Here is a 15,094-nt window from a genome sequence, read left to right on the forward strand (position 1 = left end):
AGACTCTGGCCCTGTGGCTGCCCAGAGGACTGCGATCCGCGACACCGCGGAGACAAGGTCTGCCGTGGACCCCAAGACGCTCGAAACCGCTGGTCTGAGCTCGGTGCAGGTGCTGGAGCGAAACCGGCTGGGACTGGCGAACGTCCAGCCGCGCACCACCTCGCGCTCAATCACCGACATTCTGCGCACCCACCTGATGACGCTGTTCAATCTCATCATCGGGCTCTGTGCACTGGCCATCATCCTGCTGGGACGCTGGCTGGACCTGCTCTTCGCGGTCGCAGCGGTGGCCAACGTCTTCATCGGGCTCTTCCAGGAGTACAGCGCCAAGCGCAAGCTTGATGCCATCGCGCTGCTGCACCAGGACGATGTGCGGGTGCTGCGGGACGGGATGCTCCTGCAGATCCACCGCGAACAGATCGTGCTCGACGACGTCGTCGAGCTGCGCCGCGGCGACGAGATCCCCGCCGACGGCGCGGTGCTCAGCGCCGAGGGGCTCGACGTGGACGAATCGATGCTCACCGGGGAGTCCGATGCCGTGGCCAAGCGCCGCGACGACCGGATCCTCTCCGGGACCGCCGTGGTGGCGGGATCCGGAAGATTCCGGGTGACTGCCGTGGGGGAACGGGCCCATGCGGTGAGGCTGGCCACCGAGGCGAAGCGATATCAGAAGATCAACTCGGAGCTGCGCCGCGCGATGGAGAAGATCGCCTTCTGGCTCTCCATGGTGCTGCTGCCCATCGTGGCGGTGGTGCTCAACGGCCAGATGCAGGCCTTCGGCGGCTGGAACACCGCCTGGGAGTCGGGCCAGTGGCGGGACGCGCTGGTCACCTCGGTGTCCTCGGTCACCGCGATGATCCCCCAGGGGCTGGCCCTGATGACGACCATCGCCTTCGCCGTGGCCGCCGTGAAGCTCTCCCGGGAGAACGTGCTGCTCCAGGAGCAGCCGGCCGTGGAGATCCTGGCCCGGGTGGATGTGGTCTGTCTGGACAAGACCGGTACGCTCACCGACGGCACCATCGCCTTCCACCGGGCCACCGCGCTGAGTCCGCGCGGGCTTCCCGCCCCGGCCCGCCGCGACCCGGGGTCCACCGCGCTGGAGGGGACCGCCGAGTGGGAGCAGGTGCTGGCCTTCTTCGGCGCCGATGAGGGCGCGAACGCCACCGCGGCGGCGCTGCGCGCACCCTACACCGCCCTGCCTCGGCACCGGGTGGCCAGTCAGGTCCAGTTCTCCTCGGCCAGGCGCTTCTCCGCCGTGAGCTTCGCCGCGGACGCCGGCGGTCTCGCCGGGCACTGGGTGCTGGGCGCCCCGGAGATCCTCCGCGGGGACTCCACCGACCCGCAGGTGCGCACGGAGCAGCTGCTCAACCGCACCGAGGAGCTCTCCAGCCGGGGACTGCGCACGATGCTGCTCGCCCACGCGCCCTTGGACGGCCCGATCATCGACGGCGACACCGGGCCGCTCGGCCGGGGGCAGCGACTGCCGCAGGGAATGGTCCCGGTGGCGCTGCTGACCTTCAAGGAGAACGTCCGTCCCGAGGCCCACGCCACGCTTCAGTATTTCCGTGAGCAGAACATCGCGCTGAAGGTGATCTCCGGCGACTCCCCCAAGACGGCCGCCGCGGTGGCCCGCGAGGTGGGCATGGTCATCGAAGGCGATGCCGTGGACGCCTCCGCGCTGCCAGAAGACCCCGTGGCGCTGCGCGAGACGTTGGAACACCATTCGGTGTTCGGCCGGGTCTCCCCCGAGCAGAAGCGCACCATGGTGGAGGCGCTGAAGTCTGCCGGACACGTCGTGGCGATGACCGGCGACGGAGTCAACGACGCCCTGGCCATGAAGAAGGCTGACCTGGGGATCGCCATGGGCGACGGCGCACCGGCCACCAAGGCGGTCTCTCGGATGGTGCTGCTCGACGGTCGCTTCGACCGGCTCCCCTCGGTGCTGGAACAGGGCCGCAAGGTCATCGCCAACACCGAGCGGGTGGCGCACCTGTTCCTGTCCAAGACCGCCTATGCGATCCTGCTCGGGCTGATCTACGGGCTGCTCTTCTGGGAGTTCCCGTTCCTTCCCCGTCAGTTCTCGACCGTGGACTTCCTCATGATCGGATTCCCGGCGTTCTTCCTCGCCCTGATGCCCAATCCACGGCTCTACCGACCGGGGTTCCTCCGCCGCTCGATGCTCTTCTCCATCCCGACGGCGATCGCGATCGTGCTCGCAGTGGTCACGGTCAGCGCCTTCGGCCGTTACCTCGAAGCGCCCTCCGCGGCGATCCAGACCGCCACGACGCTGTGCCTGACCGCGGTGGGCCTCTGGGTGCTCAATGTGGCGCTGCGCCCGCTGACGTGGCCGCGGGTGGCCCTGATCGGGACCATGTACCTGCTCCTCGCCGCGGTGCTCCTGCTCCCCATATCTGTGCAGTACCACCTCTTCGTGATGCCCTCGACCGAGCTGCTGGTGGCGGCGATCGTCTCCAGCATCCTGGGCTGCGGGCTCGTCGAGGTCGGGAGCCGGGCCGTCACGGCGCTGACCACACGGCGGCCCGCGCCCGGGAATACCGAGCTCGGCTCGGACGCTGGATAATGGACCACGTCATGAGCACCCTTCCTTCGTCGAAAGCGAGCCGAGCATGCTGAGGACCGTCATGGGCGGCAAGATCCACCGCGCCACCGTGACCCACGCGGACCTGCACTACGTGGGGTCCATCACCGTGGACGCCGATCTGCTCGACGCGGCAGGGATCGTCGAGGGCGAGAAGGTCCAGGTGGTCGACATCACCAACGGTGCACGCCTGGAGACCTACACCATCGCTGGTCCGCGCGGATCGCGTGTCATCGGGATCAACGGCGCCGCCGCCCACCTGGTGGATCCAGGGGACCTGATCATCCTGATCAGCTACGTGATGCTGGACGCGCTCGAGCTCGCCTCCCACGAGCCGCAGGTGGTCCATGTGGACGGTGAGAACCGGATCGTGGCGCTCGGCCACGACCCGGCCGAGCCGGTGCCGGGCGCGACGGACCAGCTGGACCCGCGCACCGCGACGCTCGGCTGAGCCGCCGATCCGAGGCTCCGGTCTGAGCTCGAACAGGCGACCCCTGCGGCGCGAACCAGGGATGGAGCCGGGTGCTGAATCAGGGTGGAATCAGGGTCCATCAGGGGTCATGACCGTGACATCGGCGTGCAAAGCAGACTAAGTTCTAAAGGGACTCGTAAGACACGAGAGACTCATCCACCGTCAGAACGGAGTTGACCATGCGACTGTTCACACTGGGCGCCGGCGTAGCCATCGGCTACATCATCGGCAGCAAGCGCGGCAAGGCAGAATTCGAGCGGAGCCTCAACGCCGTGAAGAAGAACGCCGCGGAGACCTGGAAGGACCCCAAGGTCCAGGAGACCGTGACCAAGGCCGGAGAGACTGCCAAGCAGTACGTCTCCACCGTGGCCGACTCGGTCAAGAAGCACGCCAACGACGCCGCCACTCCGGTGGCCGACGTGGCGATCGACGCCGCCGCGCGCGCCGAAGACACCGTGAAGAAGGCCGGCAGCAGCGCCGAGAAGCTGGTCGATCAGGCCGCCGAGAAGGTCGAGAAGCAGGCCAACGCGGCGGATGAGAAGGCCCGCGAGTCCTCCGGCGGCACCGGCTCGTCCGACTCGTCCTCGAGCAGCAACACCGACTCGTCCACCAAGCCCTCCGGGAGCAATGGACGCTGACTTCAGGCACTGACAAGCAGTGACGGCCGTGGGTGCTCGCCTCTGAGAATGGGGGCGGTCCCACGGCCAACCTATATTCTGAGACCTATGCCGACTGAGACATCCGCCGCCCGACTGATCGTCGAGACCCTCGGCACCCGAACACTGAACGAACACCCCGACGCCCCGCGCCATGACCAGCTTCTGCGCCGAGCCCTGCGGCGCAGGCGGGTGACGCTGAAGCCTGTGGGCGAGCACAGCCAGGTCTTCGTCTTCGGCGGCGTGGTCGTCGGCGGGATGGACTCGGTGGTGACCACACTGGTGAGCGCCCACGCGCGCCGGATCACTGCGGATCCGCAGCTCCTGCGTCGGCACCTGCAGCTCCAAGAGGTGCCGCTGCCAGCGGAGCAGAACGATGCCGATCAGGCTCACACAGATCAGGCTGACGCTGATCCGGGCTCGGGCGACCAGCGCGCAGGCGACCAGGGCGCCGCTGATCCTGGCACGACCGTCGTGCGCCCAGCGCCTTCCGCGATCCGCGCCTTCGTCGTCGGCGAGCGGGTCTGCGCCTCCCTGCTGCGACTGCCCGCCACGGTCCTCGGCGACGGCAGCTCAACATTGAGCCAGCTGATGCAGGCCGATGCCCAGGCGCGCAGTCGGCACGCGCTGCTCGCCGGCACCGCGGTGCCCGTCCCTGCCGACGGCTCGACCCCCGCTGCGCAGGACCAGCTGCGCAGCCGGGGCCTTGATCCCGACGACGTGCCCGCACGAGGTGTCCCCGTGCAGCTGCAGGACTCGCTGGAGATCTCGGCGGGCGGGCTGACCATCGATGTGACCACGGTGCTGCCCGATGCTCTGCACGAGCTTGCGGTGGAGGCGGTCATGGCGGTGCCGGGACTCTTCGCGGCCGCGGTCGATCTGCAGGTTCCGGACCTCGAGTCGGCCGAGGGCGCCGTCGTCCTGGCGGTGCTGCCGGACGCCGATATCAGCCGCGCCCACCTGCCCGCCTACGGAGAGCCGAGAGACGTCGCCGGCGCGATCGCCGACGAGATCCTGCTGCGCGCCTCACGCTGAGAAGCCCGGCGCGCGGGATGATCCGCGCGCAGGTGCGGCCCATCTTCGAACAGCGCCTCGCGCAGCGTCACCGGGGTCTCGGGGCGCTGGGGCAGCAGACCTCGTCGGCGCAGCTCCGGAGTCACGAAGGTCTCGAAGCGTTCAAAGTCCGCGGGCCGCACTGCGGCCGAGATGTTGAACCCATCCACCCCGGAGAGCTCCTTGAACCGGACCAGCTCATCGACGACCTGCACCGGGTCTCCCACGATCAGCGGCCCGCGCCCACCGATGGAGATGAACTCCGCGACACCTCGCACCGTCCAGTGCTTGGACGGGTCCTTGGTGAACATCGCCAGCGCCGACTGATTGGCCTCGGTCTGCACATCGGCGACGACGTCGTCCTCGCGCAGATCCGAGAGATCCACCCCGGTCCACCCGCCGAAGAGCGTCAGTGCCGAGGCGGTGTCCACATACTCGCGGTATTCGGCGAGCCGCGCCTGTGCCAGCTCCTCGGTCTCGGCCACGATGATCGTGGCCATGGCGAAGAACCGGACGGATTCGGGATCACGCCCGGCCTCCAACAGTGCACTGCGGGTCCCGGAGACCTGAACAGCCAGCCGCTGCGGGGACGAGCTGACCACGAAGATCGCCTCGCCATGGTCCACCGCGAACTTCTGTCCCCGCGCGGAGGACCCCGCCTGGAAGAGCAGCGGGGTGCGCTGCGGTCCTGGGTGGGTGAGCATCTCCCCGGGCACGGTGAACCACTCCCCCTGGTGGTCGATCGGGTGGACCTTCTCCGGATCCACGAAGACCCCGGTGGACTTGTCCGCGAGGACCGCGCCGTCTTCGAAGGAGTGCTCGAAGAGCTTGTACATCACTTCGAGGTACTCGTCTGCGCGGTCGTAGCGCTCGTCATGCGGGATCTGTGTGGCAAGTCCGAGATTGCGCGCCGCGGAGTCCTGATAGCTGGTGACGATGTTCCACGCGATCCTGCCCCGAGTGAGGTGATCCAGGGTGGCGAAGCGCCGAGCAAGGGCGTACGGAGCCTCATAGGTCACCGAGGCGGTCAGCCCGAATCCCAGGTGTGTGGTGGCCGCGGCGAGCGCCGGCACGATGACCTGCGGGTCCAGCAGCGGGAACTGCACTCCACCGCGGGCAGCTGCCTCGGCGGTGCCGCCGTAGACGTCATAGACCCCGGGGATGTCAGCCAGGAACAAGGATGAGAAGCCTGCCCGCTCCACGGTGCGGGCCAGCTCGGTCCAGTACTCGAGCATGTCGAACTCTGCGATCCGCGACTCTGGGTGGCGCCACAGGCCCGGCGACTGATGCACCGGGACCAGCATGTCGAAGGCGTTGAAATGGATGGTCATGGTTTCTCCTTGGCCTCGCCGATCGCGTTGAGCCCCTGGGGCAGGGTGCCGTTGATCTCATGGTCGCCCAGTGAGCGGGCGCGAAAGACGACCGGGTTGTGGGTGGCGATGGTCTGCGCATTGCGCCAATGCCGGTCCAGCGCCTTGGTGCGCAGCGTGGCGGAGGCGCCCACGGTCTGGAACAGCTCCGAGGTCACCGCCAGGACCAGCTCCGGCACACTGATCTGGGCCTTCTCCACGGCGATCTCCGCATCATGGATCTGAACCGGTGGTTCGCCATGAAACTCGGGGCCGCCGGTGCCGGCCTGCAGGCCCGCTGCCAGTGCCCGGTCCAGGGTGCGGGCCGCCTGCAGCACGGCGGCCTCGGCCACGAAGGCCTTCGAGGACATCTTCCCGACCACCTGCTGGATCAGCGGATCCTGGCTGAAGGCCTGTCCGGCGGTGGAGGTGTTGAAGGTGCGGGTGCGCCGGGCCAGGGTGGACGTGGCATCTGCCAGGGCCGCCTTCGCGATTCCTGCTTGGACGGCGAGCAGGTAGAGCTGGAAGAACGCCGCCTCATGGACGGACTCGTGATCGCCCGGGCTGCGTCCGAGCACCGCGAGGTCCTCCACCGCCACGGAGTCCAGCCGCGTGGTGCCGGTGCCGGTGAGCTTCTGCCCGAAGCCGTCCCAATCATCGAGCAGGGTCACCCCGGCGGCGTCTGTGGGCACCACAGCGAAGCGTCGCCCCTCCCCTTCCTGGGCCTGAGAAGCTGAGACGCGGGTGTAGGTCGAGAAGATCGTGCCGGTGGAGTAGCACTTCTCCCCCGTGAGCAGCGCCGCGCCATGCTCGTCGCGGTCCAATCGGGTGCTCAGGCTGCCCAGCGCGTTGCCGCCCTTCTCCGTGGAGGCATTGCCCACCGTGCCGCCCTTCAGCACCCGGGCGTACCAGAGCTCGCGCACCGGCGCAGGTTGGAAGCGCAGCGACTCGACGAACCCGAAATGCCCGCGGTAGAGGTGGGCGATGTTGGAATCTGCCTCGGCGAGCGCGATCACCTCGGCGATGAGCCCCTCGATGCTGAGCTCCTCGCCGCCGAACTCGGTCGGCACGCGCAGCGCGCCGAAGCCGACGTCGTCGAGCCAGCCGACCTGCTCGAAGGGCAGGATCCGCTCCAGCTCACGCTGTACGGCGCCTTCTCGGATGCGGGTCAGGAGCTCTTCAGGGATGGTGCGGCTCATGCGTCGTTCACCTGTTTCCATGCGGCGTCGATGTCTCGGTCGAAGGCGGGGTTGAGCAGACCGTCGAGGTACTCGCCGTACCACTCACGCACCTCCGCGGAGTGGTAGGCGGACTTGAGCGCCTCGAAGCGCTCGGGCTGTTCCTCGCGGAAGCCCGGGCGCGCGCAGACCGCGAGCGCGAAGGGCAGCGCCTCCTCGGCCGATTCCATGATCAGCACCTCGTCGGGGAGCACATCGATCTCGGCCAGCAGCCGGGCGAAGCCGAAGACGGCGTCGACATCCGCGTAGATCTGCCCCACCGACTGCTGGTCCACCTCGATGAACTGCAGGTCCTTGGGGTTGGCGGTGATGTCCCGGACGCTCAGCGCGGCGACAGGCTTGGACTCATCGATCTCGATCAGACCTCCGCGGGCGAGCAGCCGGATCCCGCGCCCGTTGTTCGCGGTGTCCACCGGCAGCGCGATCTGGGCGCCGTCCGGGAGCTCCTCCAGCGAGTCGTGCTGCGCGGAGTAGATCCCCGAGGGCTGCTCGAACATGAAGAAGATCGGCTCGATGTCGAGGTCGTTGTCCGCGTTGAACTGGCGCAGATAGCTGATGTTCTGGAAGAAGTTGACGTCGTATTCGCCGTTGCTCACCGCGTGGTTGGGTTGGATGATGTCGGTGACGTAGGTGGCGTTGAACTCCCAGCCATCGGCCTCCAGGATGCGCTGGGCGATGCGGGTCGGCTCCTGGAAGGGGGCGTTCTCGGTGACCACCAGGCGCAGGCTGCGGTCGGCGCCGGCCCCGCCGGCGAGGCCGCATCCCGAGGTGAGGCTCCCGACGCCGAGCAGAGCGGCCATGCCCAGTGAACCGCTCAATACTCGACGCCGGGAGAGCGTGGGGGCGCTGGATGTGCTCATGCGCTGAAGTCCGCCCAGATCTCTTCGGCGTTGTCGATAGTGATGAAGTCCTCGAAGTCGATGACCCCGCCCTGGTACTCCTCGAACCACTGTTCGACCTCTTCGGACTGGAAGGCGTCCTGAAGCGCCTGGGCCTGTTCATCGGTGACCCCGTCCGGTCCGACGGCGACCACGCAGGTGAACGGGGTGCGCACCTCTTCGCGTCCGTCCTCGATGCTGAGCGTGGTCTCCTCGAGGTCCAGGTCGGCCTCGGCGATCAGCCGGACGAAGGCGAAGCCGGCGTCGACGTCGGGCAGCACCTGCGCAGCTGACTGCTGGTCGGTCTCCACGAACTTGAAGTCCCGGGGGTTCTCCGTGATGTCGTTCTGGGTCAGTTCGATGATCGAGACGGACTCGTCGATCTCGATCAGGCCCTCATCGGCGAGCAGCTGCAGCGCCCGGCCGTTGTTCGAGGGATCCACCGGCAGGTTGATCTCGGCCCCGTCGGGCAGCTCCTCGAGGGAGTCGTATTCCAGTGAGAACAGCCCGGCGGGGGCGTAGTACACCGAGAACAGCGGCTCGACCTGCGTGTCGTTGGACTGGTTGAAGTTGTTCAGATAGGCCAGGTGCTGGAAGTAGTTGCCCTCGAACTCGCCCTGGTTGACCACCTGGTTGGGCTGGACGATATCGGTCATATAGGTGATGTCCAGCTCGTAGCCCTGCTCCGCGAGCAGCTCGGCGGCGATCTCGGCGGGCTCTTGGAAGGGCGCGGATTCGGTGACCACGATGCTGATGGTGGAATCATCCTCCACCAGCCCGCAGCCGGTCAGGCTCAGGGCTGCGGCGGAGAGGACTGCGCCGGTGAGGATCGCGGGGCGTAGAGCGTTCATGGGTTTGGGCTGCTTTCTCTGGCTGGGCGACATGCGCCCAGAGGGTGTGCGGGAATGACCAGGGCGCGGCGTCGGACGCCAGCCCTGGCAGCGGAGCGAGGTGATGCGGGGTGGTGTTGCCGTTCCGCGGATGCGCGGGTCAGGCGAAGATCCTGCTCAGACGGTGATCTCGGTCAGGCGAGGATCTCGGTCATGCGGTGATCGCGGTCAGGCGGTGACGCGCCGGTCCGAGGCCCGGGCGAGCCGGGTGCCGGCGAACTGCACCAGAGTCACCAGCAGCACCATCAGTACGATGGCGGCGATCATGGTGGGGGTCTCATAGCGGTAGTAGCCGTAGCGGATCGCCAGGTCACCGATGCCCCCGCCGCCGACCAGCCCTGACATCGCCGAATAGGAGATGAAGCTGACCGTGGTGATGGTGATGGAGCCGATCAGTCCGGGCTTGGCGTCGACGAGCAGCACGTTGCGGATGATCTGCCCGCGCGTGGCGCCCATCGCCCGGGACGCCTCCACCGCACCGGAGCCCAGCTGGGTGATGTTCTGCTCCACCAGGCGGGCGAAGTAGGGGATGGCGTTGATCGTCAGCGGGACAATCACCGCGGCGGTGCCCACCGAGGTGCCGACCACGAACCGGGTGAACGGGATGATGGCGATGAGCAGGATCAGGAACGGGAAGGACCGGATCATGTTCACCACCCCGGAGACGATCGCATGAGACCGTGGCCGCGGCGCCAGTCCGTCGGGGGCGTGGACGAAGAGCCAGATCCCCAGCGGGGTGCCCAGCAGGACCGCCACCGGGATGGCGACCCCGATCATCGCGAAGGTCTCCAGCATGGCCTGGTTGATCTCGGGAAGCCGCTCGATGACGAGGTCCATCAGCGCACACCCCCTGCCGAGCCGGCCAGGGCGGCGTGCTCTGACCGGCGCGTCTGACCCTGATCCTGAGACTCCGCGTGCTGCGGGGAGCGTCGCGTGGACTGACCCGACTTCTGCTCGCCGGACTCCGACCCATGCGCGGCCGGGCCGCTGCGGTCCAGCCGTATCCCATCGCTGAGCAGGTACTTTCCGATCGAGGTCCGCGGATTGAACCCTTCTCGGCGGAGCTCGCTCGCCGGGAACTCCTCGACGACCCGCCCATCCTCCATCACCGCGACGTTGTCGGCGAGAGCCTTGATGACTTCCATCTCGTGGGTCACGATCACCACGGTGATGCCGAATTCACGGTTCACATCCGCGAGGTACTGCAGCACGGTGGCAGTGGTGAAGGGGTCCAGCGCAGAGGTCGGCTCATCGCAGAGCAGCACCTCAGGCTTGGTCGCCAGTGCCCGAGCGATCGCCACGCGCTGCTTCTGACCACCCGAGAGCTGAGCCGGATACACGGAGGCCTTGTCGGTGATGTCCACGATCTCCAGCGCCTCGGCCGCCCGCCGCAGACGTTCACGGCGGTCCATGACCCCGGCGAACTTCAGCGACAGCTCGACGTTCTGGGCGACGCTGAGGTTGTTGACCAGGTTGAATCCCTGGAAGATCATGCCGATCTGGTGCCGGGCCCGGCGCAGCGCCGCATCGTCCAAGCCGGTCAGCTCGGTGCCGGCGACGCTGACCTGGCCCGAGGTGGGGCGCTCGAGCAGATTGATGTTGCGCAGCAGCGTGGACTTGCCGGCGCCGGAGAACCCGATGATGCCTTGGATGCTGCCGCGCGGCACCTCGAGGCTGACGTCATCGACCGCGGTCAGCGGCTCGTGGCCGCGGGCGGCAAAGGTCGTCGAGACATGGGACAGGGAAATCAAGGGGCATACTCCATCGGTCCTGGCGTTAGCACCCGGCGGAGGCCGTGAAGCCCTCCGGGTTGCTGCGACGTCTTCGAGCCAGATCTCTCGGTCGCTCTGGATGGTTGAGTGCCTTCACTGTAATGGTGAGCGTGGGCAGAAAGTCAAGTCGCGATATGTGTTGCGTTTTGTCTCATTTGCTGAACGCGACATTGATCGGATTCCCCGCCTGGGCGTAGTCTGATCCGCGTACCATCCCGAGCGGCCGAGAGATCTGGCTCGTCGACGCCGCAGCAACCCAGGGAGGGGCACCTTTGCAAGGGTGTCTTTTCGCCGGGTGCTACCGCCAGGATCGATGGGAGTATCCTCTGATGATTTCGCCTGCCTCCACCCTGACCGACTACACCGCAACAACCGCTGCCGGCCCTGCCGAGCCCTCAGACGCCACCTCCGTGGCTGCCGCCAAGCCCGACAGCCGGCAGCAGTACACGTCACTCGATGTCCAGCTCTCCGGCGTCGGCCGCGCCTTCGGATCGCGCACCGTGCTGCGCGACGTCAGCCTGCAGATCGCTCCCGGTGAGGTGCTCGCGATCCTGGGTTCCTCCGGCTGCGGCAAGTCCACGCTGCTGCGCGCCGTCGGTGGTCTCGACACCGGCAGCACCGGCGAGATCCTGATCAACGGTTCCCCGGTGCAGCGCTACGACGAGCGCACCGCGGTCGGATTCCAGGAGCCGCGACTGCTGCCCTGGCGCTCGATCCACAAGAACGTCAGCCTGGGGCTGCCGCGCAGCCTGTCCAAGGCCGAGGGGCGTGAACGCGTGGACGAGCTCCTGGAGCTGGTCGGTCTGCACGACCGCGCGTCGCTGCGACCCCGGGAGATCTCCGGAGGCATGGCGCAGCGCGCGTCGCTCGCCCGGGCACTGGCTCGCCGCCCCGGCGTGCTGCTGCTCGACGAGCCCTTCGGCGCCCTGGACGCGCTCACCCGGCTGAAGATGCAGGACCTGCTGCTGGATCTGCATGCGCAGACCGGCACCACGGTGCTGCTCGTCACCCACGACGTGGATGAGGCGCTGCAGCTGGCAGACCGCGTGCTGCTCCTCGGGCAGGACCCGGCGGACCCCGATCCCGCCGAAGGTGCCACGATCGCCCGACTGCTGAGCGTGCCCGGGCGACGTCCGCGAGATCGCGCCTCCGCGGAGCTTGCCGCTCTGCGCGGGGAGCTCTTCTCCGGCCTCGGCGTCGACTCGCACAGCCACTGACTCGTCCCGGCAGCTGATCGGGCCGACTCCGCTCGTCCTGACCTGACCAGCGGGGCTCCGCCGACGCGGTCCCCGCACTGCCGGATCACCACCTCCGGGGCCCATTCCCTGCCTGACCCCACATGCCGCACATGCCAGGAGCCTTCTGCCGCTTCTGCCTGACACGCACGACCATGAACCTCGAACACGATGTCCATCCTTGAAGAATCGAAAGGCCCTCCCCATGCCCAGCACCTCCGCTTCCCGCTCCCCGCGCTCCCGCCGCACCTCCGTCAAAGCTGTCTCCGCAGCCGCCGCCGTCGCGCTGCTCGCCACCGCCTGCGGCGGTGATGGCGGCGAGGACGAGCAGCTGGAGACGCTGAACATCGACTTCGCCACGTACAACCCGCTGAGCCTGATCATCCTGGAGAACGGCTGGCTGGAGGAAGAGCTCGAAGAGCTCGACGTCGACGTGCAGTGGGTGCAGTCCCAGGGCTCGAACCGCGCGAACGAGAACCTGCGCGCGGGCAACATCCACGTGGGCTCCACCGCCGGCTCGGCCGCGCTGCTGAACCGCGCCGTCGGCGCCGACACCCACACGATCATGATCGAGAACCAGCCCGAGTGGTCCGCTCTGGTCACCCAGGAAGGCTCCGACATCGAATCCGTGGAGGATCTCGAGGGAGCTTCGATCGCCGCCACCCTGGCCACCGACCCCTACTTCTTCATGGCGCGCGCGCTGCAGGAGGCCGGGCTGAGCGTGGACGACGTCGAGGTCCAGGCGCTGCAGCACGCCGACGGCCGCCAGGCGCTGGAGAACGGCGACGTCGACGCCTGGGCCGGACTGGATCCGATCATGGCCGGCGCCGAGGCCGAGGGCGCGGAGCTGCTCTACCGCAACGTGGACTTCAACACCTACTCGGTCATCAACGCCACCGGGGACTTCGTGGAGAACCACCCCGATGTGGCCCAGATCGTGGTCAACGTCTACGAGCAGGCCCGCGAATGGGCCAACGAGAACCCCGAGGGAACGGCGGAGATCCTCGCCGAGTACGCCGGGATCGAGCTGGAGATCGCCGAGGCGGTCATCACCGAGCGCACCAACTTCGAGGTGGACCCGGTGCCCGGCAATGACGTCTACGCCGCCATGGAGGCCGCCGGACCGTTCTTCGTGGAGAACGGCGACGTCGACAGCCAGGACGCGGTGGATGAGGCGCTCGAGTCCCTCTTCTACACCGAGTTCGCCGAGAACCGCGAGGCCACCGACGCCGAGGGCACCGAGAACGCCGCAGACGAGGCTGACATCGAGGAGGTCGAAGAGTGACAGACACCGCACTCAGCTCCACGGCGGCACAGCCCGCCGATGGGGCCGCGCACTCCCCTGAGCGGCGCACCCGGCGCGGGCTGCCCGGCGGCGGGCTGTTGATCGGCGCCGTCGTCCCTGTGCTGCTGCTGACACTGTGGTGGCTGGTCACCGAGGTCACCGGCACCTTCACCGCGGTCCAGCTGCCTCCCCCGCAGGCGGTCCTCACCGCTGGGATCGGGCTCTTCGAGTCCGGCGACCTCTTCGAACACATGGGAATCTCGCTGCAGCGCGTGCTGATCGGCTTCGCCATCGGCGCCGGGCTCGGCCTGGCGCTGGGTTCGCTGCTCGGGCTGTCCGGACTCGCGGACAAGCTGCTGAACCCCACGGTGGGAGCCTTCCGCGCCGTGCCGTCGCTGGCCTGGGTGCCGCTGCTGCTGCTCTGGGTGGGGATCGGCGAGGACTCCAAGGTCATCCTGATCGCCATCGGCGCGTTCTTCCCGGTGTTCACCGCGATCCACTCCGCGCTGCGGCATGTGGACGCGCAGCTGGTCGAAGCCGGCCGCGCCTTCGGGTTCCACGGCCTCCGGCTGCTGGGCACCGTCCAGCTGCCCGCCGTGGTGCCCAGCGTCTTCTCCGGACTCCGGCTCGGCCTGGCGCAGGCCTGGCTCTTCCTGGTCGCCGCAGAGCTGCTCGCGGCCGCCGAGGGACTGGGCTTCCTGCTCACCGAGTCGCAGAACAACGGTCGCACCGATCGGCTGCTGCTGGCGATCGTGCTGCTGGCGCTGCTGGGCAAGCTCACCGACACCCTGCTCGGGGTGCTCGAGCGCAAGGCGCTCAAGACCTGGGCCTAGCTGTACTCAGCCACGAGGCTGTTGACAGCGAGTGATGGGCGGATGGCCTCCAAGGGCGCTGTGTCGGCGCCGGTGGTTGTAGAAGTCTAACCACGGTCTAAGAGCTGCCGTCCGATCAGCCGTTGAGGTGTAGCGGCACCGATAGGCCCACCCCTCCTGCAAGGTTCTGTTGAACCGTTCGGCCTTCCCGTTCTGCCACGGATGTCGAGGTTTGGTCCGCAGGTGCTTGGCTCCGAGCCGGCCCAGCACCGATTGGAATGCTCGGGACCGGGTGTAGGCCAGCGCGTTATCAGTCATCACACGCTTCACCGGGGCCCCATGGGCGGCCATGAAGACCGCCGCTCGGGCCAGGAACTCCGCGCAGGTCTGCCCGGTCTCATCACGCAGCGCCTCGGCGTAGGCGAGCCGGGAGTGATCATCAACGGCCACGTGGACGTAGTCGAAGCCCACTTGCTGACGCCCGGTGTTGTGGACTTCGCGGGTCTGGCCTGATTGTGCCCTCCAGCCTCCACCGGCCGGGATCCGGCCGATCTTCTTCACATCCACATGGATCAGATCCCCGGGGGCTGAGTGTTCGTAGCGGTGCTCGGTGGCGCGGCCAGCACGGATCCGGTCTCCGGTGATCGGGTCCAGTTCCCAGAGCCGGGGCCACCCGGCGCGGGCGATGATCCGTGAGATCGTGCGGGCCGGAACTCCGGTGCGCACGCTGAGGTCTGCGGGTCCTTCACGGTGGTGTTCGCGGGCTTCGAGCACCTGGGCGACCTTCGCAGGGGTGGTGGCGCCGGGGCTTCTGCGTGGTCGGGAGGACCGATCGATGAGCCCGGCGGGGCCTTC

14 protein-coding genes and 2 riboswitches are annotated in these 15,094 nt (G+C 68.0%); of the genes, 7 read left to right on the forward strand and 7 right to left on the reverse strand.

The window, feature by feature from the left end; translation table 11 throughout:
* Nucleotides 1-13: 13 nt before the first annotated feature.
* The 4 genes from LTI14_RS03470 (at nucleotide 14) to LTI14_RS03485 (ending at nucleotide 4,762) form a co-directional block, all read left to right on the forward strand.
* Nucleotides 14-2,581 carry an HAD-IC family P-type ATPase gene (locus tag LTI14_RS03470; RefSeq protein WP_241475804.1) on the forward strand — a complete coding sequence of 856 codons (2,568 nt, stop codon included), beginning with the start codon at nucleotides 14-16 and terminating at the stop codon, nucleotides 2,579-2,581.
* A gap of 46 nt (nucleotides 2,582-2,627) precedes the next feature.
* Nucleotides 2,628-3,050 carry an aspartate 1-decarboxylase gene (gene panD / locus LTI14_RS03475; RefSeq protein WP_241475805.1) on the forward strand — a complete coding sequence of 141 codons (423 nt, stop codon included), beginning with the start codon at nucleotides 2,628-2,630 and terminating at the stop codon, nucleotides 3,048-3,050.
* 200 nt (nucleotides 3,051-3,250) lie between these two features.
* Entirely contained in the window at nucleotides 3,251-3,709 is a 459-nt protein-coding gene (locus LTI14_RS03480) for a hypothetical protein (RefSeq protein ID WP_241475806.1), read from the forward strand.
* 87 nt (nucleotides 3,710-3,796) lie between these two features.
* Nucleotides 3,797-4,762 (forward strand): hypothetical protein, encoded by a 966-nt coding sequence (locus tag LTI14_RS03485; protein ID WP_241475807.1) that lies wholly within the window; start codon nucleotides 3,797-3,799, stop codon nucleotides 4,760-4,762.
* Here the strand turns inward: LTI14_RS03485 and LTI14_RS03490 are convergent.
* From LTI14_RS03490 to LTI14_RS03515, 6 genes are all read right to left on the reverse strand, one after another.
* Nucleotides 4,696-6,111, reverse strand: coding sequence for an LLM class flavin-dependent oxidoreductase (locus LTI14_RS03490; protein ID WP_241475808.1), 1,416 nt, complete (start codon nucleotides 6,109-6,111; stop codon nucleotides 4,696-4,698). The two genes, LTI14_RS03485 and LTI14_RS03490, sit on opposite strands and share 67 nt — an antisense overlap.
* Complete coding sequence (locus LTI14_RS03495) at nucleotides 6,108-7,328, reverse strand: acyl-CoA dehydrogenase family protein (RefSeq protein ID WP_241475809.1); 1,221 nt, start codon at nucleotides 7,326-7,328, stop codon at nucleotides 6,108-6,110. Before LTI14_RS03495 ends, LTI14_RS03490 begins: the two co-directional genes overlap by 4 nt.
* Nucleotides 7,325-8,227: a MetQ/NlpA family ABC transporter substrate-binding protein gene (locus LTI14_RS03500; protein WP_241475810.1), complete on the reverse strand. Its 903-nt coding sequence runs from the start codon at nucleotides 8,225-8,227 to the stop codon at nucleotides 7,325-7,327. Before LTI14_RS03500 ends, LTI14_RS03495 begins: the two co-directional genes overlap by 4 nt.
* Nucleotides 8,224-9,096: a MetQ/NlpA family ABC transporter substrate-binding protein gene (locus LTI14_RS03505; RefSeq protein ID WP_241463621.1), complete on the reverse strand. Its 873-nt coding sequence runs from the start codon at nucleotides 9,094-9,096 to the stop codon at nucleotides 8,224-8,226. The genes LTI14_RS03500 and LTI14_RS03505 overlap by 4 nt, the downstream gene beginning before the upstream one ends.
* Nucleotides 9,097-9,303: 207 nt before the next feature.
* On the reverse strand, nucleotides 9,304-9,972 hold the full coding sequence (locus LTI14_RS03510; protein WP_241463620.1) for a methionine ABC transporter permease: 669 nt from the start codon (nucleotides 9,970-9,972) through the stop codon (nucleotides 9,304-9,306).
* The gene (locus tag LTI14_RS03515; protein WP_241475811.1) at nucleotides 9,972-10,886 is read right to left on the reverse strand and encodes a methionine ABC transporter ATP-binding protein; all 915 of its coding nucleotides are present in this window, start codon (nucleotides 10,884-10,886) and stop codon (nucleotides 9,972-9,974) included. Before LTI14_RS03515 ends, LTI14_RS03510 begins: the two co-directional genes overlap by 1 nt.
* Nucleotides 10,887-10,893: 7 nt before the next feature.
* A riboswitch (SAM riboswitch) is annotated at nucleotides 10,894-10,993 on the reverse strand.
* A 121-nt stretch (nucleotides 10,994-11,114) separates the two neighbouring features.
* A riboswitch (SAM riboswitch) is annotated at nucleotides 11,115-11,227 on the forward strand.
* Nucleotides 11,228-11,236: 9 nt separating this feature from the next.
* On the opposite strand from LTI14_RS03515, the gene LTI14_RS03520 reads away from it, so the two are divergent.
* The 3 genes from LTI14_RS03520 (at nucleotide 11,237) to LTI14_RS03530 (ending at nucleotide 14,260) form a co-directional block, all read left to right on the forward strand.
* Nucleotides 11,237-12,124 (forward strand): ABC transporter ATP-binding protein, encoded by an 888-nt coding sequence (locus LTI14_RS03520; protein WP_241475812.1) that lies wholly within the window; start codon nucleotides 11,237-11,239, stop codon nucleotides 12,122-12,124.
* 223 nt (nucleotides 12,125-12,347) lie between these two features.
* Nucleotides 12,348-13,427 carry an aliphatic sulfonate ABC transporter substrate-binding protein gene (locus LTI14_RS03525; protein ID WP_241475813.1) on the forward strand — a complete coding sequence of 360 codons (1,080 nt, stop codon included), beginning with the start codon at nucleotides 12,348-12,350 and terminating at the stop codon, nucleotides 13,425-13,427.
* On the forward strand, nucleotides 13,424-14,260 hold the full coding sequence (locus LTI14_RS03530; protein WP_241475814.1) for an ABC transporter permease: 837 nt from the start codon (nucleotides 13,424-13,426) through the stop codon (nucleotides 14,258-14,260). Before LTI14_RS03525 ends, LTI14_RS03530 begins: the two co-directional genes overlap by 4 nt.
* A 6-nt stretch (nucleotides 14,261-14,266) precedes the next feature.
* Here the strand turns inward: LTI14_RS03530 and LTI14_RS03535 are convergent.
* The coding region (locus tag LTI14_RS03535; RefSeq protein ID WP_241475815.1) for an IS481 family transposase at nucleotides 14,267-15,094 on the reverse strand (828 nt) is incomplete at its 5' end.

Origin of the sequence: Nesterenkonia sp. YGD6 (assembly GCF_022565895.1) — a bacterium.
Lineage (GTDB): Bacteria > Actinomycetota > Actinomycetes > Actinomycetales > Micrococcaceae > Nesterenkonia.

Coding starts and splice junctions, on each gene's coding strand:
- panD (WP_241475805.1), top strand. CDS start 2,628: ATGCTGAGGACCGTCATGGGCGGCAAGATCCACCGCGCCACCGTGACC.
- LTI14_RS03480 (WP_241475806.1), top strand. CDS start 3,251: ATGCGACTGTTCACACTGGGCGCCGGCGTAGCCATCGGCTACATCATC.
- LTI14_RS03485 (WP_241475807.1), top strand. CDS start 3,797: ATGCCGACTGAGACATCCGCCGCCCGACTGATCGTCGAGACCCTCGGC.
- LTI14_RS03490 (WP_241475808.1), bottom strand. CDS start 6,111: ATGACCATCCATTTCAACGCCTTCGACATGCTGGTCCCGGTGCATCAG.
- LTI14_RS03495 (WP_241475809.1), bottom strand. CDS start 7,328: ATGAGCCGCACCATCCCTGAAGAGCTCCTGACCCGCATCCGAGAAGGC.
- LTI14_RS03500 (WP_241475810.1), bottom strand. CDS start 8,227: ATGAGCACATCCAGCGCCCCCACGCTCTCCCGGCGTCGAGTATTGAGC.
- LTI14_RS03505 (WP_241463621.1), bottom strand. CDS start 9,096: ATGAACGCTCTACGCCCCGCGATCCTCACCGGCGCAGTCCTCTCCGCC.
- LTI14_RS03510 (WP_241463620.1), bottom strand. CDS start 9,972: ATGGACCTCGTCATCGAGCGGCTTCCCGAGATCAACCAGGCCATGCTG.
- LTI14_RS03520 (WP_241475812.1), top strand. CDS start 11,237: ATGATTTCGCCTGCCTCCACCCTGACCGACTACACCGCAACAACCGCT.
- LTI14_RS03525 (WP_241475813.1), top strand. CDS start 12,348: ATGCCCAGCACCTCCGCTTCCCGCTCCCCGCGCTCCCGCCGCACCTCC.